The sequence below is a fragment of the Caballeronia sp. LZ019 genome (assembly GCF_031450825.1).
Classification (GTDB): domain Bacteria; phylum Pseudomonadota; class Gammaproteobacteria; order Burkholderiales; family Burkholderiaceae; genus Caballeronia.
Window position 1 is genome coordinate 656,053 of the sequence record NZ_JARTVZ010000003.1, and the last position, 20,019, is coordinate 676,071.

The 20,019-nt window shown below is 61.9% G+C and carries 24 protein-coding genes and 1 pseudogene; 14 read left to right on the forward strand and 11 right to left on the reverse strand.

Translation table 11 applies throughout. The annotated features are described in order from the left end of the window. Positions 1–43: 43 nt before the first annotated feature. From P9255_RS11450 to P9255_RS11475, 6 genes are all read left to right on the forward strand, one after another. Positions 44–1,192, forward strand: a complete 1,149-nt coding sequence (locus P9255_RS11450) for a porin (protein ID WP_404980323.1) — start codon at positions 44–46, stop codon at positions 1,190–1,192. Positions 1,193–1,281: 89 nt separating this feature from the next. Next, entirely contained in the window at positions 1,282–1,602 is a 321-nt protein-coding gene (gene flhD / locus P9255_RS11455; RefSeq protein ID WP_309767632.1) for a flagellar transcriptional regulator FlhD, read from the forward strand. A 23-nt stretch (positions 1,603–1,625) separates the two neighbouring features. Continuing rightward, the gene (flhC, locus tag P9255_RS11460) at positions 1,626–2,141 is read left to right on the forward strand and encodes a flagellar transcriptional regulator FlhC (protein ID WP_309768232.1); all 516 of its coding nucleotides are present in this window, start codon (positions 1,626–1,628) and stop codon (positions 2,139–2,141) included. Positions 2,142–2,243: 102 nt separating this feature from the next. Continuing rightward, positions 2,244–2,522, forward strand: coding sequence for a hypothetical protein (locus P9255_RS11465; protein WP_309767630.1), 279 nt, complete (start codon positions 2,244–2,246; stop codon positions 2,520–2,522). 156 nt (positions 2,523–2,678) lie between these two features. Then, positions 2,679–3,134, forward strand: a complete 456-nt coding sequence (locus P9255_RS11470) for a hypothetical protein (RefSeq protein ID WP_309767629.1) — start codon at positions 2,679–2,681, stop codon at positions 3,132–3,134. A gap of 4 nt (positions 3,135–3,138) precedes the next feature. Beyond that, positions 3,139–3,675: a hypothetical protein gene (locus P9255_RS11475; protein ID WP_309789503.1), complete on the forward strand. Its 537-nt coding sequence runs from the start codon at positions 3,139–3,141 to the stop codon at positions 3,673–3,675. Positions 3,676–3,807: 132 nt separating this feature from the next. Here P9255_RS11475 and P9255_RS11480 read toward each other — a convergent pair whose 3' ends face one another. From P9255_RS11480 to P9255_RS11490, 3 genes are read right to left on the reverse strand one after another with little or no spacing between them, the layout of a single operon-like run. Next, positions 3,808–4,689 carry a tyrosine-protein phosphatase gene (locus P9255_RS11480; RefSeq protein WP_309767626.1) on the reverse strand — a complete coding sequence of 294 codons (882 nt, stop codon included), beginning with the start codon at positions 4,687–4,689 and terminating at the stop codon, positions 3,808–3,810. A gap of 18 nt (positions 4,690–4,707) precedes the next feature. Then, positions 4,708–6,042 carry an ATP-binding protein gene (locus P9255_RS11485; RefSeq protein WP_309767625.1) on the reverse strand — a complete coding sequence of 445 codons (1,335 nt, stop codon included), beginning with the start codon at positions 6,040–6,042 and terminating at the stop codon, positions 4,708–4,710. Beyond that, entirely contained in the window at positions 6,020–6,754 is a 735-nt protein-coding gene (locus P9255_RS11490; RefSeq protein ID WP_309767623.1) for a response regulator, read from the reverse strand. The genes P9255_RS11485 and P9255_RS11490 overlap by 23 nt, the downstream gene beginning before the upstream one ends. 155 nt (positions 6,755–6,909) lie before the next feature. Here P9255_RS11490 and P9255_RS11495 point away from each other — a divergent pair, with 155 nt between their 5' ends. After that, complete coding sequence (locus P9255_RS11495; RefSeq protein WP_309767621.1) at positions 6,910–7,641, forward strand: response regulator; 732 nt, start codon at positions 6,910–6,912, stop codon at positions 7,639–7,641. A 12-nt stretch (positions 7,642–7,653) separates the two neighbouring features. Here the strand turns inward: P9255_RS11495 and P9255_RS11500 are convergent, their stop codons facing one another. Genes P9255_RS11500 through P9255_RS11515 form a run of 4 tightly spaced genes read right to left on the reverse strand, consistent with a single transcriptional unit; the run spans position 7,654 to position 9,330 of the window. Next, the gene (locus tag P9255_RS11500; RefSeq protein WP_309789504.1) at positions 7,654–8,322 is read right to left on the reverse strand and encodes a flagellar basal body L-ring protein FlgH; all 669 of its coding nucleotides are present in this window, start codon (positions 8,320–8,322) and stop codon (positions 7,654–7,656) included. A 16-nt stretch (positions 8,323–8,338) separates the two neighbouring features. After that, positions 8,339–8,965, reverse strand: a complete 627-nt coding sequence (locus P9255_RS11505) for a hypothetical protein (protein WP_309767619.1) — start codon at positions 8,963–8,965, stop codon at positions 8,339–8,341. 1 nt (position 8,966) lies between these two features. Continuing rightward, positions 8,967–9,149 carry a DUF6726 family protein gene (locus P9255_RS11510; protein ID WP_309767617.1) on the reverse strand — a complete coding sequence of 61 codons (183 nt, stop codon included), beginning with the start codon at positions 9,147–9,149 and terminating at the stop codon, positions 8,967–8,969. 7 nt (positions 9,150–9,156) lie between these two features. After that, positions 9,157–9,330: a hypothetical protein gene (locus P9255_RS11515; protein WP_309767616.1), complete on the reverse strand. Its 174-nt coding sequence runs from the start codon at positions 9,328–9,330 to the stop codon at positions 9,157–9,159. A 261-nt stretch (positions 9,331–9,591) separates the two neighbouring features. On the opposite strand from P9255_RS11515, the gene P9255_RS11520 reads away from it, so the two are divergent. Together P9255_RS11520 and P9255_RS11525 are read left to right on the forward strand one after the other, a co-directional pair. Beyond that, positions 9,592–9,942 (forward strand): DUF6152 family protein, encoded by a 351-nt coding sequence (locus P9255_RS11520; RefSeq protein WP_309767614.1) that lies wholly within the window; start codon positions 9,592–9,594, stop codon positions 9,940–9,942. Positions 9,943–9,944: 2 nt separating this feature from the next. Then, a complete protein-coding gene (locus P9255_RS11525; RefSeq protein ID WP_309789505.1) occupies positions 9,945–10,436 on the forward strand; it encodes a DUF6644 family protein in 492 nt (163 codons plus the stop codon). Between the two features lie 13 nt (positions 10,437–10,449). Here the strand turns inward: P9255_RS11525 and argE are convergent, their stop codons facing one another. Genes argE through P9255_RS11545 form a run of 4 tightly spaced genes read right to left on the reverse strand, consistent with a single transcriptional unit; the run spans position 10,450 to position 14,058 of the window. Then, the gene (argE, locus tag P9255_RS11530) at positions 10,450–11,607 is read right to left on the reverse strand and encodes an acetylornithine deacetylase (RefSeq protein ID WP_309767610.1); all 1,158 of its coding nucleotides are present in this window, start codon (positions 11,605–11,607) and stop codon (positions 10,450–10,452) included. Next, positions 11,600–12,277: a DUF1028 domain-containing protein gene (locus tag P9255_RS11535; protein ID WP_309767609.1), complete on the reverse strand. Its 678-nt coding sequence runs from the start codon at positions 12,275–12,277 to the stop codon at positions 11,600–11,602. The genes argE and P9255_RS11535 overlap by 8 nt, the downstream gene beginning before the upstream one ends. 10 nt (positions 12,278–12,287) lie before the next feature. Then, positions 12,288–12,725 carry a RidA family protein gene (locus tag P9255_RS11540; protein WP_309767608.1) on the reverse strand — a complete coding sequence of 146 codons (438 nt, stop codon included), beginning with the start codon at positions 12,723–12,725 and terminating at the stop codon, positions 12,288–12,290. 25 nt (positions 12,726–12,750) lie between these two features. Then, on the reverse strand, positions 12,751–14,058 hold the full coding sequence (locus P9255_RS11545) for an NAD(P)/FAD-dependent oxidoreductase (RefSeq protein ID WP_309767606.1): 1,308 nt from the start codon (positions 14,056–14,058) through the stop codon (positions 12,751–12,753). 161 nt (positions 14,059–14,219) lie between these two features. Between P9255_RS11545 and P9255_RS11550 the strand changes: the two genes are divergently transcribed. The 5 genes and pseudogenes from P9255_RS11550 to P9255_RS11570 all read left to right on the forward strand — a co-directional run bounded on the left by P9255_RS11550 (position 14,220) and on the right by P9255_RS11570 (position 20,012). Further along, positions 14,220–15,146, forward strand: coding sequence for a LysR family transcriptional regulator (locus P9255_RS11550; RefSeq protein WP_309767604.1), 927 nt, complete (start codon positions 14,220–14,222; stop codon positions 15,144–15,146). 172 nt (positions 15,147–15,318) lie between these two features. Further along, positions 15,319–16,467, forward strand: a complete 1,149-nt coding sequence (locus tag P9255_RS11555) for an SRPBCC family protein (RefSeq protein ID WP_309767603.1) — start codon at positions 15,319–15,321, stop codon at positions 16,465–16,467. A 30-nt stretch (positions 16,468–16,497) separates the two neighbouring features. Further along, positions 16,498–17,680, forward strand: a pseudogene (locus P9255_RS11560) (ABC transporter ATP-binding protein). A 1-nt stretch (position 17,681) separates the two neighbouring features. After that, positions 17,682–18,728: an ABC transporter substrate-binding protein gene (locus P9255_RS11565; protein WP_309767600.1), complete on the forward strand. Its 1,047-nt coding sequence runs from the start codon at positions 17,682–17,684 to the stop codon at positions 18,726–18,728. 42 nt (positions 18,729–18,770) lie between these two features. Continuing rightward, positions 18,771–20,012 carry an ABC transporter permease gene (locus tag P9255_RS11570; RefSeq protein ID WP_309768231.1) on the forward strand — a complete coding sequence of 414 codons (1,242 nt, stop codon included), beginning with the start codon at positions 18,771–18,773 and terminating at the stop codon, positions 20,010–20,012. The last annotated feature ends 7 nt before the right edge of the window (positions 20,013–20,019 follow it).

Consider the following 20,019-nt stretch of genomic DNA (forward strand, 5'->3'; position numbering starts at 1 on the left):
GACGCACAAGCCATCATGGAGAATCACAGTGAAGAAATCTTTTATCGCTTCTAATGCGTTCAGAACGCTTGCGACGCTGACCGCGCTCGCGACGATTGCAAGCACGGCTCATGCGCAAAGCAGCGTGACGTTGTACGGCCTCATCGACGCGGGCCTCACCTATACGAACAATCAGGGCGGCTCGCACAACGTTCAGGCGACGAGCGGTTCGGTCAACGGCAGCCGCTGGGGCCTGCGCGGCTCCGAAGATCTGGGCGGCGGCCTGAAGGCCATCTTTACCCTGGAGAACGGCTTCAACATCATGACCGGCAAGCTCGGTCAGAATAGCCGTGAGTTCGGCCGTCAGGCCTTCGTCGGATTGTCGAGCAATCGCGCGGGCGCAGTGACGCTCGGCCGTCAATACGATTCCGTCGTCGATTATCTCGGCCCGCTCGCTCTGACCGGCACGCAATACGGCGGCACGCAGGCGGCGCATCCGTTCGATAACGACAACCTCGACAACTCGTTTCGCATCAGCAACTCGGTCAAGTACCAAAGCCTGAACTATGCGGGCTTCAAGTTCGGCGGTCTCTATGGCTTCTCGAACGATGCGGGCGGCTTTGCGACGAACCGCGCGTATAGCGTGGGCGCGTCGTACAACTATGGCCCGCTGAACGTGGCGGCAAGCTACATGCAGTTGAACAACGCCGGCGCGACACTGAACGCGAGCGGTGCGGTCAGCGATGACGCGACCTTCAGCGCGGCGCGTCAGCGCACCTTCGGCGCCGGCGTCAGCTACGCGTTCGGTCCTGCGCAGGCGGGCTTCGTGTTCACGCAGACGCGCCTCGACGGCGCAACGGGCATCGGCGCGTCGGCATCGGGCACGACCAACGGCATCACGCTCGACGGCGGCAGCGCGCGCTTCACGAACTACGAAGTGAACGGCCGCTACAACCTCACGCCCGCCTGGTCGCTGTCGGGTGCGTACACATTCACCGACGGCCATCTCGAAGGCGTCGATCCGAAGTGGAATCAGTTCAGCCTGCAGACCGCCTATGCGCTGTCGAAGCGCACCGACGTCTATTTGCAGGGCGTGTATCAGCACGTGAGCGATGTAGGCGATTCGGGCATCACCGCGGCGATCAACGGGCTGTCGGCATCGTCGTCGAACAGTCAGGTCTCCGCGACCGTGGGCCTGCGTCATCGCTTCTGATGCGATGACACCGTAACCCGTGAGCAATGGCGGGCGCATCGCGCGAGAGGCGATGCGCCCGCGCTCTCATCATCGAACTCATGTCACCGATGACGAACCTACCGGAAAGCCTCGCGCAAATCCGCGAACTCAATCTCGCCTATCTGCTGCTTGCGCGGCGTCTGCTGCATGAGGACAGAATCATGGCGATGTATCGGCTCGGCCTCGACGATACCGCCGCACGCATCATATCGACGCTCACCGCTGCGCAAACACGACGCCTTTCCGAATCGACCGAACTCGTGTGGCAGTTCCGGATCGACGATGTCAAGCTGCTCTCTACATTGATCGACGGCCATCATGTGAAGCCGCTCTCGCATCTGCATGTTTCCATCGTCCTCGGGGAGGAAGCGTGCAAGCGCAGATCGTGACCGCCAACGCCACGCGTGCGTCCATCGCCGGCAGGAGCATCGTCGCGGAAGTGCGGGAGATCATGCTCGCTGAAGAGCTGATCCGGCTCGGCGCGCGGCTGCAACTGCTAGAAGCCGAGACGAAGCTCTCGCGTGACCGCTTGCTGAAGCTCTACAAGGAAGTAAGAGGCGTATCGCCGCCTAAGGGCATGCTGCCCTTCTCGGCCGACTGGTTTCTGACGTGGCGTCCGAACATTCATTCATCGCTGTTTCATTCGATTTTCAGGAACGTCCATCCGCTCGTCGCCGATGCCGACGAGCGCGCCACGCTGCGTGCGCTCATCGAGAGTTATCGGCTCTACTTGCAGACCGTGCAGGCGCATGGCGAGGAAGCAGTGCTGAGCTTCACGCGCGCTTGGACGCTGCCGCGCTTCTTCGATGCAGGCGTGCTTCACCTGAACGCATGCATGCGATGCGGCGGCCGCTTCATCGGTTATTCATGCGACGACTTCACATGCGGTCTGTGTCAGCCGCCATCGCGAGCGGGCAGGCTCTTATAGTTGGATGGAAAAGTGTAAGGCTTGGAAAGGATCGACAGGCTCAAGCGCCCGAAGCATGCGCCGTTATGCCGGACTGACAAAACGCTTTCCAAGAGGCACGCGATGCAGATCGGCAGTTCGACTTCAATTCCTTACGCGGGCAATGTCGAAGCGCCCGTGCGGCGCGACGCCGACGCCGACGCCGCGAGTCAAGACACATCATCCGAGACTGCAACGACAACGCCTGAACCGGCGGTCTCATCGATCAGGCAGTTCGCGTCCGGTGCGCTGGGCCTCGACAGCCCCGGCACGCCGAGCGACGACGCCAACGAGTTTTATACCGCAGGGAAATGGGTTGCGGCCGCAGTCACCGTCGGCAAAATCATTTCGTTGTTCGTATGATGCGCGCAAATAATCGATAACATCCGGTAAGAACTTCGTTACCTGCAACGCTTCTTGCCTGATTGACCACCGATTCACTGAGCGAACATATCGTTGCGCGCCGCGTGCAGCGTCAACATCGCATGCAGCCGTTTCTCAACGATAACCATCCAGCTCATGCACGCTCCTACTCATCGAAACTTCGTTCAATCTCCAATGCGCGCCGCGCTCGCGGGCATCGCACTCATGCTGCCGGTGTTGCACGCATCGGCTGAAGACCTGCCGGATGTCTGCGCCGCACTCAAGAACATCGTCGCCGCCGAATCCTTCACGACGCTCGGCAAGCACGCCGCGCTGATGCCCGCGGGATCGCCTGAACAGGGAACCTGCCGTGGCAGCCGTCACGTCTACGATTGCCGCTGGAAGGCGCACTGGGCCGCAGACGGCGTGGTCGCGGACCCGCTTCAGGAACTCGGCGCCGATATTGCTGCATGCTTTCCCGACGTGCGCCACGACGTCAACACGGCGACGCGTCAGCACTTCGTCGTGCGCGACGATGCGGCACGGCTTACGGCCAGTCTGACAGCGAGCATCGACGGTCCTTCTTCGCTGCGCCTGCGCGTGGTGCGCTAAGTGCATGCGCGCGCGCCCGCACTTCATGCGATGCCTTGCCATCGCCGCATGCGCGAGCGCGATTCAGGGCTGCACATGGACGCTTCTCACCGCCGCCGATACTGCCGGCTCGCTGGTGCAGGCGGGCATGTCGGTGGCGTCGAAGTACTCGTCCCCCGATTACGTCACGGGTGCGCCGGCCTCGCTGCGATCGGTCTGCATCGAACTGAATCAGACGATGCCCGCTGGCGATATCGTGCCGGTGCTGCAATTAGCCTTGCAGCGTCGCGGCGTGGATTCGATGGTTTATAACCCCGGCACGTCCCCGCCCGGCTGCGAGGCGATGCTCGTCTATGCAACGACGACGAGCTGGGCAAACCCGAGCTTCAGCGACGACCCCGAAGCGTATCTGTCCGCGATCGATCTCACTTTGCTACGTCAGGGACGCGTGCTGGTCACGGCCCGCTATCAGTCGCACGCCTATACGCTCGACCGTTTTTCTGGCGCGCAACAGAAGGTGGATGCGCTCGTCGGCAAGATGGTGGCCGCTCGCGGACCCTAGTTCCTTTCCATGCCTTTCACGAAGCGAGGCTTGTCCGCACGCGATGCTATTCTGCACCGGCCTCAGGATGCGTCCTCGTTTCCGGCTCGTCTTGCGGGCGCAGGCGAGCCGGTCTTTTTCGAGCGGTCGAGCTTAGCGCACGAGCTTTGCGCGCAGCATCGCAATATCGTCGTCGCCGAGCGACAACCCGCGCACGAGGTACTCGTTCAATGTGCCGAACCGCTTCTGAAGTTCATCGAAGGCCGCTTCGATGGTCGTGCTTTGCGCCTGATGCAATGGCGCGACGACCGCCAGCGGAACGCCCAGTCGCGCCGCATGCGCCGACATGCGCACGGCAATCTGCGCCTCCGCCACGACGTTCGTCATCAGATAGTCCTGAATGATGACATCGAGCGGCACGTCGGCGATGGCGAGAATCAGCGCGGCTGCCCAGCCGGTTCTATCTTTGCCCGTCGCGCCATGCACGACTTGCGGCCCCGCCTTGTGTGCGAGCCGCTTTAGCAATGCGCCGAACTGCACGCGAGCGAGCGGATCGGCGATCATCTCGCGCTGACGGTCGATCATCCATGCGCGTGCGGCGGCGGCATCGTCAGGATTTGCAGCGGACACATCGATGGGTGCAATCTCATGCGTCTCGCGCGATGCACCCGCAGGCACGCGATCGGGCGCGAGCGTTGCCTCGCTCAGCGTGCGCAGATCGTGAATCGTGTACAGCGACAGACGCTGCATCGCGAACATGTCCGCATCGTTCGCATTGAGCGCTCCGGAGCGATAGAACACGCCCTGACGAAGACGGCGGCCATCGGCAGTCGGATAACCGTCACCCGTGCCGGCCATATCGCGGAAATTCTCGATGGACGTCATGTGCGGCGCTTCGGGCGCGGCGCCGCTGTCGCTTGCGCCGCCGCACGCGGAAAGAACGCTTGCACCGGCGCCGCCTAAGAGCAGGACGCCCGCACTGCCGCGCAGGAAGCCGCGACGCGCTCGCGATATGGATGATGATGTAATGGACATATCGTTTCGTTATTCTTACTACTTGGTCGATCGTGCAGGCGCGTCCCGATCCGCCACGACGATACGCACCGTCAGCCCGCCACCCGCCGCATTGCCGATCTCGCATCGCCCGTCGAGTTCACGTGCGAGCCGTGCGACGATCGCAAGGCCGAGGCCGCAATGTCCATCGCCGCTGCGCGCCGGATCCAGGCGGACGAACGGCCGCATCGCGTCTTCGATACGCTCGTCAGGAATGCCAGGACCGTGATCGCTTACTTCGATCAGCCACGCATCGTCGAGACGCGCGGTACGAATCTCGACTGGCGGCTCGCCATGTTCGAGCGCATTGTCCACGAGATTCGTCATCAAGCGGTCGATGACCGTGCGCGGCAGCCGGAAGGCATCGCCTGCTTCGAGCGATAGTGCGAAGAGCGCATCGCCGCCGTCATCGGGAGCGGGAAACTGCTCGGCGATGAACGCGTCAACATGGCTCACCGAAGTATCAGCCGGCGCGCGTGCGGCAAATTCGAGGAACTGCTGGACGATGCGCGTCAACGAATCGATATCGCGCAGCGTATCCTTGCGCCCGCCCGAGGCATCGTCCTGTTGCACGCTCGCGCGCAAGCGCAGACGCGTGAGCGGCGCCTTGAGATCGTGCGCGACGCCCGCGAGCATCACCGTCTTGTCGTCCTCGGCATCCGACACGCGACGCATCATCCGGTTGAATGCGCCGATCAGTTCGCGCAACTCGCGCGGGCCTTTCTCGTCAACGGGCGCGGGACGCTCGCCGTCGCCGAAGCGCCGTGCAGCCTGCGCGACGCGCGCGAGTGGCCGCTGCAATTGCCACGTCGCGATCAGCGACAGCAGCACGGCCCCCAGCAGCATGACGACCGACTCCGCAACGAACGGCGCGGGATGCGGCACGTCGATGGGCGTGACGATCCAGAAGCTGCTCGATGGATACCGCACCCACAGGCGAGACATGTCCTTCGCATCCGTGTCGACCGCGATGCGCGTGCCAGTCGGCAGGCCCTCCGCCAGCTGGCGCGCAAGATGCGCGTGACGCGTGCCGACCGGCGCATGCAATACGACGGGCTTCGGCATGTTCCACACCGGCACGGTATGCACATGCATTGCACGCGCGAGGCGGCCATCGAGCGCTGCATCGCTATGTGCCGCTTCGAGCACGAGCAGCAGTCCGCGCGCATAGCCATCGGCTTCGTTGCGCCTTCCCTGATTCATCAGTATGGCGAACCATCCACTCTGGACGATCAACAGCACGACAATCGAAATCAGCGCGGTACGCCCGAAGAGCGTGTTACAGACGCCCGCCGCGCGACGGCGCAGCCATTCAAACACCGCCTGGACGCGCATCGAACGCGGCGCCGTCGATATCGGGCACGAACACATAGCCCTGGCCGCGCACCGTCTGCACGTGACGCGGGTTAGAAGGGTCATCCTCGATGATGCGGCGCAGGCGCCAGATCGGCACATCGAGCCCGCGATCGCGATAGGAGAGATCGTCGCCGCGCAGCAGATCGTGAATGAGCACGCGCGAAAGCACCTTGTACGGATGCTTCATGAATATCTTGAGCAACGCGAATTCGCTGTCGCGCAGCGCGATGCGCTCGTCGCCACCGACCAGCGAACGCGTGACGAAATCCAGTTCGAAGCGGCCGACGCGTTCTCGCGCGCACGGCTCGGGACGGCTCGGCACAATCGCGCGACGGCGCAGCACCGTCTCGATGCGCGCAAGCAGCTCGCGCGGATCGAAGGGCTTGGCGAGGTAATCGTCCGCGCCCGACTGCAGGCCCGCGATCTTGTCGTTCACGCTCGCGCGCCCCGTGAGCAGGATCACCGGGATGTCGTCGCCGCCTGCCCGCAGCATGCGTAATGCACGCAGGCCATCGGTGTCCGGCATCATGATGTCGAGCACGACGATGGACGGCCGCTCCAGTTCGAGTCGATGCGCGAGCCCGCTTCCATCGTGCAGCACGGAGACCTGCACGCCGCGTTCGTGCAGAAAGCGGCGCAACAGATCGCGCACCACGGAATCGTCGTCAACAATGAGAACCGAAATAGCCATCCCGAAATTGTAATGGCGAGCCCATGAAACAGGCGTCTTTCGCAATAAGCGATGCCATTACCGATTCTTACGAACGCTCACGGCACGTCACCGCGAAAGAATCGGAAAGTATTTCGTATCGCGATTTCCGCGACGCCGCGCATAGAATGCGGCGCATGACTCAACATGTATTGATGGTCGATGACGACCCCGTGGTGCGCGACCACGTGCGCGAATATCTGCAAGGCCACGGCTTCGCCGTGTCGGTGCTGCACGACGGCGCAGCCTTGAAACGCAGCATCGAAGCCGAGCGGCCATCGCTCGTCGTGCTCGACGTAATGATGCCCGGCAAGGATGGGATCAATGCACTGCGCGAGCTTCGCAGCGCGGGCGAGGACGTGCCGGTTATCTTGCTGACCGCTCGTTCGGATGTGATCGACCGCGTGATCGGCCTCGAACTCGGCGCCGACGATTACCTATCGAAGCCCTTCGATCCGCGCGAATTGCTTGCACGCATACGCTCGGTGTTGCGACGCCGCCATGTCGATGCACCCGGCGCGCCGGAGATACGGCCCGCGTATCGCTTCGGTCCGTTCGAGATCGACTTCACCGCACGCGAATTGCGCCGTGACGGTGCGCGTCTGCCGCTGCGTTCGGCGGAATTCGCGCTGCTCAAGATTCTCATCCGGCATGAAATGGTCGTGCTCACGCGCGCGCAACTCAACGAACGCATGCGCGGCAACAGCGCGCATCGCGATCGCAGTCTCGATGTCGCCATCTGGCGGCTGCGGCGTCTCATCGAAACGGACCCGTCCGAGCCGCGCTATGTGCAAACGGTGTGGGGACGTGGCTATATTTTCGTGCCGCACGGCGATCCGGGCGCGGCCGAGCACGCCCCGCCACTTTGACGCGCTCGCGGTTCAGAACGTGAGCACGCTCATGAAGAGGCGCTGTAGCCAGCCCATCGTGGTCGAGTCCGCGAGCATGCCGACGCCGGCCTGTTCGATACGGGCGTTCGCCACCTTGTTCGAAGCCACATAGTTACCTGCTTCGACATCCTTAGGATTGACGATCCCCGAGAAGCGCAGACGGTCCTGATTGCCGCCCATCGCAATGATCTTGTCGCCCGCCACGACGAGATTGCCGCCGGGCAATGTGCCGATGACCGACACCGCGAGCGTGCCGTCCATCGCGCTGATGTTCGATGTGCTGCCCGATCCGTTGAAGCTCGTCGATGCGGAGCCGACGTTGAAAAGCCGCGCGAGGCGCGCGGCTGCACCCGTGGTCTTGTCGGCGGCTTCGGCGCTGATCGAGCTTTCGCGGCTGGCTTTTGCATCGGCGGTATTGCTGCCGCGATAGGACTCGGAGAGGCGAATCGTGAGCACGTCCCCCACTTTTTGCGCACGCGGCGTCTCATACAACGAGTAAGCGCTGCCTGACTGAAAGATCGCGCCTTGCGTGTTGACGTTGACGGGCTGCGAGACACTCGGCGCGAACGTCGGCATCTCGACGATCGATCGCGACGAGGACGAAGTGGATGAGCAAGCGCTAAGCGCAAGCGCCGCGGACGCGACAAGCGCAATTCTCATGATGTGATGTTCCTGTTCAGGGCGCATCCGCGGCAGCCGCGCGCCATTGTTCGGTGAGCCGCGCGAGCCACGCTTCGTGATCTTTCAGGCGATAGATGACGCGCGCCGTCGCCGCGCCCGCGTTTGCTTCGAGCGTGATGGTGCTTGCGGCGTTTTCCCAGACGTACCGCGTGTAACCGTGCTCGCGCCTGACGCGGCTCGCGCCGTACTTCAGCGCGAGCGCATCGGCGAAGTCGCTCGCAAGGCGGGCATCGAACACGAAGGACATGCGATAGAGACGCGGTTCGCTTTCGCCCGGCATCGCGGCGAAGCGCATGACGTGATCGAACGAAGGCGCGCAATCGACGACCGCCTGCGATGGCCGCCACCCCTGCTCTGTCCGATGCGCCCACTTGCACGCGATGGAAACGCTATGCGGATCGCTCAGCTCCATCCCTAGAGAGGCGGCTTCGGGGTCGGTCGTGCAGACCGCGAGACTGCCGGCCGGAAGCGCGCGTGCATGTTCGTGACGTCGGAAGTCATCGAGCGATACGCCCAACTGCAGGCCTCGAAATGCGTAAGGTCTCTCCGCGTGCGCGAGCAGCGGCAGCATGATGGCTGCAATGAGGACACGCGCCGCGATACGTCGCAAGTGAATGTGCATGTCAGTCGATCGCAGCGGCACAGGCATCGAAAGGCGTGGCCGCCGCATGACCGACGACGGGCACGATCTTCAGCGTCGCGGATGTCAGGCGGCATGGCAGCGCGGCAACCGCGCAGCCGTCGAACATGAAGGGGCACGCTGCAACGATCGCGCACAGCAGCGCGGATTGGATGCGCATTTGCATGAATCGCTCAGGCCGTGGTGTCGATGGTATTGCCGAGATGCGGTGGATTGGCGGGCGTCGTTGGCGCTGTCGTGGACTTCGCGGTGCCTGCGCTGGTGGCGGCATTCTGGCTGCGCTTGATGGGCAGCGTCGATGCGCTTGCCTGCGTCCTGTGCGTGGCGAGTGGGTTCGTAACGTTCATGCGGTGCGCTCCTTGGCGAGAAAGACCCATCGGAATGGGACCATCGCATTGTCACGGTGCGCACAGTCTTGCGATCGCGCGATGAACTCGCGCTTTTCGCCGCTGCTTACCAGCGGTTACAGGCCCGCTCGTTTCGACTTACCGGAGCATTTACGCACTTACCTTGCAAAACGCTATCGAATGTTCCTATATTGGTCGAGATGCGTCCCGTTTCCGAATCGACGGAAGAACGGCCTCGCAAACACGGACAAAGGTGATGACATGCGCATTCGACACTGCCTGATGGGCGCGGCTGCCGTACTCGCCGTCGCGACCGCATCGGCGCACCACGGCTGGAGTTCCTACGATGTTTCGAAGACACTGAAAATTCAGGCCCCGCTGCTCGATGTTCAGTATCGCAACCCGCATGTGGAAGCCGCTGTCGACTACCAGGGCGCGCGCTGGCATGTCGTACTTGCGCCGGTGAGCCGCATGGAGTCGCGGGGTCTGCCGATGGACGCTCTATCGGCGGGCAAGGTCGTCAGCATCGAAGGCTATCCGCGTTCGGACGGCACGCATGAGTTGCGCGCTGAACGCATTACGGTCGATGACAAGACGGTCGAATTGCGTTAGCGATGGAGTGGGCCACATCTGCGGCCACGCTGGCGGCGTCGATTGAAGGGTCGGCGTTTGCGCTATGGATTCGCAGCTCGCCGTGGGCCTATCCCTCGGTGAATCTGGTTCATTTGCTCGGGCTGACGCTGCTGATCGGCCCGATCGGGCTGCTCGACTTGCGCTTGCTGGGCCTTGGCCGCCGGTTCTCCATAGCCGATGTATCCGACGCACTCACGCCCTATGCGGCTGCCGGGCTAGTCCTTTTGATTGCAAGCGGTGCGATGCTCTTCTGTGCGGATGCCGTGCCGTTGCACCGCAATACTCTGCTGCAAACGAAGCTGTGCTGCATCCTGCTGGGGCTGATCAATGCGTTGGCGTTTCGTCGCATCTGGTCGCAGCGGCTTCTCGATTGGGACCGGCAACCTCCGTTGGCCGGGCGCGTGCAGGCCGCGCTGTCATTGTTGTTGTGGCCGGCGGCGGGAGTGCTGGGGCGGTTGCTCGCTTATCAATGATCCTTTCGATCACTTATCCGGCGAGGTGATCCGTGAGCCGCTTCAACATTGCATCGCATGCATCGAGCTGTTCGACGGTGATGAACTCATCGGGCTTATGGCCTTGATCCATGCTGCCTGGCCCGCATACGACGGCCGGGATGCCCGCCTGATCGAAAAGCCCTCCTTCCGTGCCGAACGCCACCGTGCCGAACTCACTGGACCCGCAGAGTTGCGTCAGAAGCCGCGCCGCTTCGCTTTCCGGTGATGTCGCCAATGCCGGATACGCAGAAAGCGCCTGCAAGCGAATGCCGGTATCGGGCTTGACAGCGCGCATGCGCGGAACCAGTTCGCTTTCGGCGTAAGTCAGTAGATCATGCGCAACTTCGTTCGCATCGAATCCCGGCAGCGCACGTACTTCGAAATCGAACTCGCATTCTTCCGGCACGATGTTCAGCGCGCGGCCGCCCTTGATGAGACCGGTCTGCACGGTCGAGTATGGCGGATCGAATCGTTCGTCGTGATGCTGCGGATGGGCGAGCTGCTCGCCGATCACCTCCAGACGATGGATGAGCCGCGCGGCATATTGAATTGCGTTGACGCCATACGGCGCATAAGCGGAATGACACGCGGCGCCCTTCACGTGACAGCGCATCGCCAGCTTGCCCTTATGGCCGAGCACCGGCTTGAGTTCGGTCGGCTCGCCGATCAGGCAAAGCACCGGCTTGTGCGGGCGTTGTTCCAGTTCGGCGAGCATCGGGCGCACGCCCAGGCAGCCCACTTCTTCGTCGTAGGAGAACGCGAGATGCACCGGCAAGCGCAACTCACGAGCGACGAAACGCGGCACCGCGGCAAGCACCGACGCGATGAAGCCTTTCATATCGGCGGCGCCGCGTCCATATAAGCGGCCTTCGTGCTCGCTCATGCGAAACGGCTCGACGGTCCATGCCTGTCCATCGACGGGGACGACATCCGTATGCCCCGAGAGCACGATGCCGCCACGGTCACTCGGACCGATGGTCGCAAAGAGATTGGCCTTGGTGCCCGCATCGTTATAGAACAGCTCGCTTTCGACGCCATGCTGCGCCAGATAATCGCGAATAAATTCGATCATCTGCAGGTTGGAATCGCGGCTAACCGTGGCAAAGCCGATCAGCTTTTCGAGCAAGGCCCGGCTCGACATCTCACTCATCGCCCGGCACTCCGTAGCTCGGCGCGGCGGTCGGATTCAACGCGCGCGTGATGTAGTCCTGCATCTGCGGCGAATACGCTTGCCAAAGACTGGCCAGCTTGCCGATGGGATCGTCTTCAGCCCAGTCGATGCGCAAATCGACGATCGGCCACACCTGATCGCCCACGATCTTCAGCGCGGCCGAATGCACCGGTCCTGCTTCTCCGCCCTTCTCCATTGCGGCATGCATGGCGGCAAGGAGACGGTCCGCAAGCGCGCCTGAGGTGCGCTCGAATGCGGGCGTCATCGCTTCGATGACGTCGATGCTAGTCAGCATGTTGCCCGCTGCGACGCATTGATTTCCCGCGACCGCATGATTGATTCCAAGCGCTTCCTTGCCGCTAAAGAATGCCGTGCGGCCTCGGGCATCGATGACGGTGACCTGGCGATAATCGCTGAAGGCATCCGTGGCTAAAGCACGATCGAGCGCGACGGAAGGCTCCATCTCCGAGTCGCTCAGATGATCCAGAATCAAGAGCCCAAGCGCCGGCAGCGTCACGTTCTGCGTCGCCACTGCGCCGACCCTGGCGCGCAACCACGGACAACGCGCGCCGACCGCGATGCTCGATGAACTGATCGCTATGCCGAGCTGCCCCGTTTTATCGCAACGTCCGACGATTGAAAATGTCATCTGTGTTCCTTTAAGCGGCAGACGGCGTCCATCCATCGGGAATGACCGCGATCACATCGATTTCCATGAGCCATTCCGGCTGACCCAATGCGACGACCACGAGTCCGGTAGAAATCGGAAACACACCCTTCAGCCATTTCCCGACTTCACGATACACCGGCTCCCGATAGCGCACATCGGTAAGAAACGTCGTCGTCTTGACGATGTGAGAGAGATCGCTGCCGGCTTCTTCGAGCAATTGCTTCACATTCTTCATTGCCTGTTCGGCTTGCGCACGCGGATCGCCCAGGCCGACGAGATTGCCTTCGAAGTCCGTGCCGATCTGACCGCGAACATACACCGTATTGCCCGCGCGCACCGCCTGGCAAAGATCGTTATCGAGCGTCTGATTGGGATACGTATCCTTTGTATTGAACATGCGGATACGGGTGTGCGTGGGTTGGCTCATGAATGCCTCGTTTCTTGAAGAAAGACTAAATCGCTTCGCTGACTTTTAGCGATCGCGCATCGCCTGGCTCGGTCTTTGGCGCATCGTAATAAGCGAGGTACTTGCGCTGCGTGACGATGTGATCCGCAATGTGCTTTGCGTCGTGCCAGACGCCCCAGATGAACGCGGAGCCCCGGCGTGAAAGCCAGGGCAAGCCCAGGAAATAGACACCGGGCTCCTTCGATACACCGCGCTGATGCTTCGGCTTGCCGTTGTCGTCGAATGCGTCGACCTGGAGCCAGCCGAAATCGACTGCATAGCCCGTTGCCCAGATGATCGACGTGACATTGGCCTTCGCCAGATCCAGTTCGAGAATGGGCTGTGTCAGGCACGGCGGATCGGACGGAATATCGCGCGCTTGCGGCTCTTGCGGGAGATCGAGGCCGTTACGCTGGGCGTAAGCATCGGCCGCATCGAGCAAGGACAGATAGTTATCGTCGCCGCGCCGGATGTTATCCGCGAGGTCGGTCTGAAACGTCGCGATGCCGCCGTCGAATGACTTCGTGAGTCCGACGAGCGTGACACCCTGATGTGCGAGACGCCGGAAGTCCACCGTATGTCCGCCGCGCGCACCGCTTACTGCAATGGTCACGTGCTCCTTGCCCGGCCGCATCACCTCGGCATCCCATTCGCCGAGCACGCCGAGCCACCAGCAGAAATCGCGGCCGCGATACGCGCGGGGCGGACGATCGTGCGGTCCCACGGACAAGTAGACTTGCCTTCCTGCTCGCTGCAATTCATCCGCAATCTGAACGCCCGATGAGCCCGCGCCGACGACAAGCACCGCGCCTTCGGGCAATTGCTGCGGATTGCGATAGTCGGCCGAGTGAATTTGCTCGAGTCCGGCATCCTTCGGCGCGATGGCTGGAATGACGGGGCGCTGAAAGGGACCGGTCGCGACAACGACGCGATTTGCTTCGATCGTGCCGTCGGACGTCTCGACCGTGAAGCCTGGACGGCCCGCATTGCGCACGACGTTCTTCACTTCGACGCCCGTGCGGATCGGCGCATTGAATTTCCTTGCGTACGCAGCGAAGTATTCCGCAACCTGGTCCTTCGACGCAAAGCCGTTCGGGTCGAATTCGGCGAACTCCAGATTAGGGAAACGATCGTGCCACGCCGGCCCATTGGCGACGAGCGAATCCCAGCGTCCCGTGCGCCAGCGTTCGGCAATACGCGCACGTTCGAGCACGAGATGCGGAACACCGGCTTTGCTCAGATGCTCGCTCATCGCGATGCCGGCCTGACCGCCGCCCACCACGAGCGTATCGATCGACGTAGTTTCCACTGTCATGGCTGAGTCCCTTAGGAAAAGCAGATACGTATGCGTGGCAATCTACGCGTCGCGAGAGAATCCGAAAAATATATAAAAAAAATGCCTAGCATCGGATTTGGCTATGCAAGGATTTTTGAGCACCGCAGAATCCGGCTCATCACATATGGAGTCACTTGGCGATGGAAGGCCACCCCTTGCGCTATTCGCTGCGTCAGTTGCGCTATTTCGTCGTCACCGCCGAGACGCTGTCATTCACGGCTGCGGCCAAGCGGCTGCATATCTCTCAACCATCCATTTCCACGGCATTGGCGGATCTCGAAGTGTCCTTTGGCGTGCAGCTCTTCATCCGGCACCACGCAAGCGGCCTGTCGCTTACGCAAGCGGGGCGCGATCTCCTGGGGCAAGCGCGCAATCTTCTGAAAATTGCCGAAGAACTCCAGATGGCGGCTAAAGAAATGGACGGCGGAATGACGGGCGCAATCACGCTCGGCTGTCTGGTTTCGCTTGCGCCGCCGCTCATGCCGGGACTGATCAGCCGCTTCACCGACGAGCACGCGGGCATTTCCTTTCGTACAGTAGAGGCGCATCAGGATGCGCTGCTAAGCGGCCTGCAAGACGGCTCACTCGATATTGCGCTGACATACAGCCTCGACATGACGGAAGACATTGCCTTCACGCCGCTCCTCTCGCTTCCGCCTTACGTCATTCTGCCGAGGACGCATCGCCTCGCCCGCGCGCGCAAGGTGTCGCTTGCGGATCTGCTGCCGGAGCCTTACGTGATGCTCGACCTGCCGCACAGCCGCGAATATTTCGCGGCCCTTTTCGACGCCGTAGGCAGCCGCCCCGTGCCGGCGTTTCGTTCTTCGCAGCCGGAAGTCGTGCGCGGCATGGTGGCCAACGGACTCGGCTATAGCCTGTTGAATTTCCCCCTCAAGTCCAATCGCACGGTCGATGGAGAAGAGTTCGTGATTAAACGTTTCAAGGACACCGTCAACGCGACAACGCTCGGGATTGCGCAGTCGCGCACGATGAAACCGCGTCAGGTAGTGCACCGCTTCGCGTCCTTCTGCGAAAACTATATTCGGCGCTTACGTCTCGATGCCTGAGGCGTCGGAACGCCCAGGCGGCTTCACGCCTGCATAGTCAAAAACTTTGCTTTGTATCCGAAAACAATATTTTGGCTGGCAATTTGGCTTGATAGATTGATGACCATGTTGGAGCGCGATGCAGCAGCCTTGCGTCGGCGCGCTCTCTGGGAAATGGAAGAAGGAGGGCTTCATGGCCGACCCGGCACGCACGACCCCACTGCAAGCGCTCGTCGACGAACTGCGCAGCGGTTGCGAACAATCGTTCAGCGATGCTCATGCCATGCCGCCGGGCGTCTACACATCGCCGGAGTTTCTGGCTCTCGAAGAACGCGATATCTTCGCGCACGAATGGCAATGTCTGGGCCGGGCGAGCACGCTCAAGGCGCCCGGAGACTATCTGACGGCGCGTATCGGCGAGCAACCGGTCGTCGTATTGCGCGACGAGCAGATGCAGCTCAAGGCGATGTCGAACGTATGCCTGCATCGCATGTCGGTGCTGCTGGAAGGACGGGGCAATGTGCGCCGTATCGTCTGCCCGTATCACGCATGGAACTATTCGCTCGACGGCGCGTTGAAGGGCGCGCCGCTGATGGACCGGCAAGCGGGCTTCTGCAAGGAAAGCTACCGGTTGCCGCAGATTCGCTGTGAAGAATGGCAAGGCTGGATGTATGTGACGCTGGACCAAAGCGCCCCGCCTGTTCATACGCAGCTCGCCAAGCTCGATGAACTGATCGACGCCTACGGCATGTCCGATTACATCGAGACGTTTCATGAAGAACACGTGTGGAACACGAACTGGAAGATCCTCGCGGAAAACTTCATGGAGAGCTATCACTTGCCGATGCTTCATCGCGCAACCGTGGGCCCGCATTCGAAGCTCGAGGAAATGGAATGTCCGCCCGGCTATCCGGCATTCAATTATCACTGGATCACCAAAGAGGCCAGCCTGCCCATCGGAAATGCGCATCCGGACAACACGCGCCTGACCGGGCACTGGCGCAAGACAACCGCTTTGCTCGCCATCTATCCGACGCATCTCATTACGCTCACGCCCGGCTATTTCTGGTATCTCGTGTTGCAGCCCCGAGGCGTGGGGCAAGTGCATATTCGTTTTGGCGGCGGGCTCGCCCCTGAATTCATTGCCGATCCCGAAGCCAATGCACACATGGCGACGCTTAAACAATTGCTCGATGAAGTCAATGCCGAAGACAGACGCGGCGTCGAAGCCGTATTTCGCGGCGTCCACGCACCGCTCGCGAGACCGGGGCAACTGAGTCATCTGGAACGGCCCAATTACGACTTCGCGCGCTATCTCGCAAGCAGAATCGGCGCGCATTGAATACTGCATCAAAGACAGGACGCAATCACGATGTCAAATCCTTCCTTCATCTCGTTCACGGGCGTGAGCAAATCGTATGACGGCGCGAACTACGTCGTTGAACGATCTGAACCTCGACGTGCGCAAGGGAGAGTTCGTGTCCTTGCTCGGGCCATCGGGATCGGGCAAGACGACCACGCTCATGATGCTGGCAGGATTCGAATCGCCCACGCATGGCGAGATTCGGCTGGATGGCAAGCGCCTCGACGACAAGCCGCCGCATCAGCGCGACATCGGCATGGTGTTTCAGAATTACGCGCTGTTTCCGCATCTGACGATTGCCGAGAACGTCGCGTTTCCGCTTTCCGTGCGACGCGTCAGCCGCGCGGAGCAGAAGACGCGCGTCAAGCGCGCGCTCGACATGATCGAATTGCCGCACCTCGCGAATCGTCGGCCCGCGCAACTGTCGGGCGGACAACAGCAGCGCGTCGCGCTTGCGCGTGCGCTCGTCTTCGAGCCGAGCGTCGTGCTGATGGACGAACCGCTCGGCGCGCTCGACAAGCGCCTGCGTGAAACGATGCAATACGAAATCATGCGGCTGCATCGTGAGCTTTCGCTGACCATCGTCTATGTGACGCACGATCAGGCCGAAGCGCTCACGATGTCCGACCGCGTCGCCGTATTCTCCGATGGCCGCATTCAACAGGCCGCGACGCCCAGCGAGCTGTATGAGAACGCGCAAAACGCATTCGTCGCGAACTTCGTCGGCGAGAACAATGGATTGACCGGACGCGTCGTGAACGTCGATGAACCGTGGGCCACGCTCGCGCTGTCGGATGGCAGCACGATCCGCGGCCGCTGCGAGCACGGCTTGCGCGCCGGCGACGATGCGATGCTCGCGCTGCGCCCCGAACGCGCCCACATTCCGAACGCCGAAGGCACGCATGTCGATGAGCATTGCAATGTCGTGCGCGGACGCGTCGACGAACTCGTGTATTGCGGCGATCATCATCGCGTGCATCTGACGCTGGGCTCGCGCGATTCCATCGTCGTCAAGGTGCCGAACACGCAACGGCATGCGTTGCCCGCTGCAGGCGATTTCACCGAAGTCGCCTGGCGACATGACGACTGCAAGATTCTCGCGGCAGCCGCACCACGCAGCACCCCCGCCATTACCTCTCCCAACGCGCCATCACCTTCCATCATCACGACCGCACCCGCAGGAGCCAACTGACATGCGCACTCATATCAAAGCACAATGCGCCGCACTTGCCGTACTCGCCTTTGCCACCGCCACGACGCAAGCAGCGGAAACGCTCTCGGTCGTGACCTTCGGCGGCGCTTTCGAAGCCGCCGCGAAGAAAGCGTGGTTCGATCCGTTCACGCAATCGACGGGCGTCACGTTCTCGACCGAATCGTATGACGGCGGCCTCGCCAAGCTATCGGCGATGGAGCAGGCGAAGAACACGACATGGGATTTGATGGACCTCGAAAGCAACGATGCCATCACTGCTTGCGATGAAGGTTTGCTTAAGAAAATCGACAAGAATTCCTTAGGCAAGACCAGTGATTTCATTCCCGGCTCGATCACGGATTGCGCGGTTGCGAGCATGGTGTGGTCCACCGTTTATGCCTACGACACGAGCAAGCTGAAGACGGCGCCGACCACCGTCAACGACTTCTTCGACTTGCAGAAATTCCCCGGCAAGCGCGGGCTGCGCAAGTCGCCGAAGGTGTCGATGGAATGGGCCCTCATTGCCGATGGCGTCGATCCCAAAGACGTGTACAAGGTGCTCGGCACGCCCGCCGGAGTCGATCGCGCGTTCAAGAAGCTGGATACGATCAAGAAGAATATCGTGTGGTGGGAGTCGGGCGCGCAAGCGCCGCAGCTTCTCGCGGACGGTGCAGTCGTGATGGTGCAGGCCTATAACGGCCGTATCGACGATGCCGTCAAGCGCGACAAGAAGCCTTTCAAGGCCGTCTGGGACGGGCAACTCTACGACTTCGAATGGTGGGGCATTCCGGCAGGCGCGAAGCACGCGGATACAGCCGCGAAATTCATCGTCGCGCAGGCACAGCCGAAGGCGTCGGCCGATCTCTCGAAGTACATCGCCTATGCGCCGCCGCGCAAGGACGCGATTCCGCTCGTCGACAAGCAGCGTCTGGCCGATCTGCCGACTGCGCCCGATAACTTCAAGCGCGCAGTGCAGGTCAACGCGAGCTTCTGGGCCGACAACGCGGATGCGATCAACAAGCGCTTCCAGGCGTGGCTGACGCAGTAACGCCCCTGTCGAACGAGAACCATCTTGACCGTGACCACCCACCTGCACGCATCGGCCCAAGGCACTCCGACGAGAGCCGAAGGCCGTGCGTCCTATCAGAAGGCGCAACGGCGCGCGTCCATGCAGGCGTTGCTGCTTGCGCTGCCGTTGATCGTGTTTCTGCTTTCGACCTTCATCGCGCCGATCGCGCTGCTGCTCGCACGCAGCGTGCAGAACCACGAAGTGCCCGACAGCATGCCCGCGCTCGCGCGCGCCCTCGATGCGTGGGACGGTCAGGGGATACCCGACGAGCGCACCTTCGCATTGCTCGCCTCGGGCCTCGTGCAGGCACGCGAAAGCGGACAACTGGGCAATGTCGCGCGACGGCTCAACTTCGCGCAGCCGGAGTTTCGCAGCCTCTTGATGCGCACGGCGCGCGGCATTCGCAACGATGCCCCGCCCGCGTGGAAGCCGGCGTTGACCGGCCTCGACGAACGGTGGAACTCGCCCGAGATATGGCGCTTGCTCAAGCGTGCGGCCGCATCGCCGACGCCGGATTATCTGCTCGCTGCCGTCGATGCCGAGGTCACGGCGAAGGGCGCCATTGCATCGGTGCCGTCCAATGCGGCGGTGTATCGCGATGCGTTCGCGCGCACCATCTCCATCAGTGCGACGGTGACGCTGCTATGCCTCGTGCTCGGCTATCCGGTTGCGTGGCTGCTCGCCAATCTTCCCGCGAAGAGCAGCAACCGTCTGATGTTGTTCGTGATCGTGCCGTTCTGGACGTCGCTGCTCGTGCGCACGACCGCATGGTATGTGCTGTTGCAGCCGGGTGGCGTCGTCAACAGTCTGCTGATGGGACTCGGCCTCGCGACGCATCCGGCGCCGCTCATCTTCAATCGCACGGGCGTGCTGATCGGCATGACGCATGTGCTCCTGCCGTACATGATCCTCGCGATCTATTCGGTGATGAAGAGCGTCTCACCCGTCTATGTGCGCGCGGCGAAATCGCTCGGCGCGCATCCGTTCACTGCCTTCATGCGCGTGTACGTGCCGCAGACACTGCCAGGCGTCGGCGCGGGCTGCTTCCTCGTCTTCGTGCTCGCGCTCGGCTACTACATCACGCCCGCGCTGCTCGGCGGCGCAGGCGACGAGATGATCAGCCAGCTCATCGCGATACAAACCAACACGCAACTCAACTGGGGCCTAGCGGGCGCGCTGTCGGCGTATCTCGTGATCTTCACGGCGATCTTCTATTTCCTGTTCAACCGCATCGTCGGCATCGACCGTCTGCGCTTCGGCTGAGCCACTC

What these genes read in the sequence shown, in the direction of transcription:
- flhD (WP_309767632.1), top strand. Translation starts at nt 1,282, where the DNA reads ATGACGAACCTACCGGAAAGCCTCGCGCAAATCCGCGAACTCAATCTC.
- P9255_RS11465 (WP_309767630.1), top strand. Translation starts at nt 2,244, where the DNA reads ATGCAGATCGGCAGTTCGACTTCAATTCCTTACGCGGGCAATGTCGAA.
- P9255_RS11470 (WP_309767629.1), top strand. Translation starts at nt 2,679, where the DNA reads ATGCACGCTCCTACTCATCGAAACTTCGTTCAATCTCCAATGCGCGCC.
- P9255_RS11475 (WP_309789503.1), top strand. Translation starts at nt 3,139, where the DNA reads ATGCGCGCGCGCCCGCACTTCATGCGATGCCTTGCCATCGCCGCATGC.
- P9255_RS11480 (WP_309767626.1), bottom strand. Translation starts at nt 4,689, where the DNA reads ATGTCCATTACATCATCATCCATATCGCGAGCGCGTCGCGGCTTCCTG.
- P9255_RS11485 (WP_309767625.1), bottom strand. Translation starts at nt 6,042, where the DNA reads ATGCGCGTCCAGGCGGTGTTTGAATGGCTGCGCCGTCGCGCGGCGGGC.
- P9255_RS11490 (WP_309767623.1), bottom strand. Translation starts at nt 6,754, where the DNA reads ATGGCTATTTCGGTTCTCATTGTTGACGACGATTCCGTGGTGCGCGAT.
- P9255_RS11495 (WP_309767621.1), top strand. Translation starts at nt 6,910, where the DNA reads ATGACTCAACATGTATTGATGGTCGATGACGACCCCGTGGTGCGCGAC.
- P9255_RS11500 (WP_309789504.1), bottom strand. Translation starts at nt 8,322, where the DNA reads ATGAGAATTGCGCTTGTCGCGTCCGCGGCGCTTGCGCTTAGCGCTTGC.
- P9255_RS11505 (WP_309767619.1), bottom strand. Translation starts at nt 8,965, where the DNA reads ATGCACATTCACTTGCGACGTATCGCGGCGCGTGTCCTCATTGCAGCC.
- P9255_RS11510 (WP_309767617.1), bottom strand. Translation starts at nt 9,149, where the DNA reads ATGCAAATGCGCATCCAATCCGCGCTGCTGTGCGCGATCGTTGCAGCG.
- P9255_RS11515 (WP_309767616.1), bottom strand. Translation starts at nt 9,330, where the DNA reads ATGAACGTTACGAACCCACTCGCCACGCACAGGACGCAGGCAAGCGCA.
- P9255_RS11520 (WP_309767614.1), top strand. Translation starts at nt 9,592, where the DNA reads ATGCGCATTCGACACTGCCTGATGGGCGCGGCTGCCGTACTCGCCGTC.
- P9255_RS11525 (WP_309789505.1), top strand. Translation starts at nt 9,945, where the DNA reads ATGGAGTGGGCCACATCTGCGGCCACGCTGGCGGCGTCGATTGAAGGG.
- argE (WP_309767610.1), bottom strand. Translation starts at nt 11,607, where the DNA reads ATGAGTGAGATGTCGAGCCGGGCCTTGCTCGAAAAGCTGATCGGCTTT.
- P9255_RS11535 (WP_309767609.1), bottom strand. Translation starts at nt 12,277, where the DNA reads ATGACATTTTCAATCGTCGGACGTTGCGATAAAACGGGGCAGCTCGGC.
- P9255_RS11540 (WP_309767608.1), bottom strand. Translation starts at nt 12,725, where the DNA reads ATGAGCCAACCCACGCACACCCGTATCCGCATGTTCAATACAAAGGAT.
- P9255_RS11545 (WP_309767606.1), bottom strand. Translation starts at nt 14,058, where the DNA reads ATGACAGTGGAAACTACGTCGATCGATACGCTCGTGGTGGGCGGCGGT.
- P9255_RS11550 (WP_309767604.1), top strand. Translation starts at nt 14,220, where the DNA reads ATGGAAGGCCACCCCTTGCGCTATTCGCTGCGTCAGTTGCGCTATTTC.
- P9255_RS11555 (WP_309767603.1), top strand. Translation starts at nt 15,319, where the DNA reads ATGGCCGACCCGGCACGCACGACCCCACTGCAAGCGCTCGTCGACGAA.
- P9255_RS11565 (WP_309767600.1), top strand. Translation starts at nt 17,682, where the DNA reads ATGCGCACTCATATCAAAGCACAATGCGCCGCACTTGCCGTACTCGCC.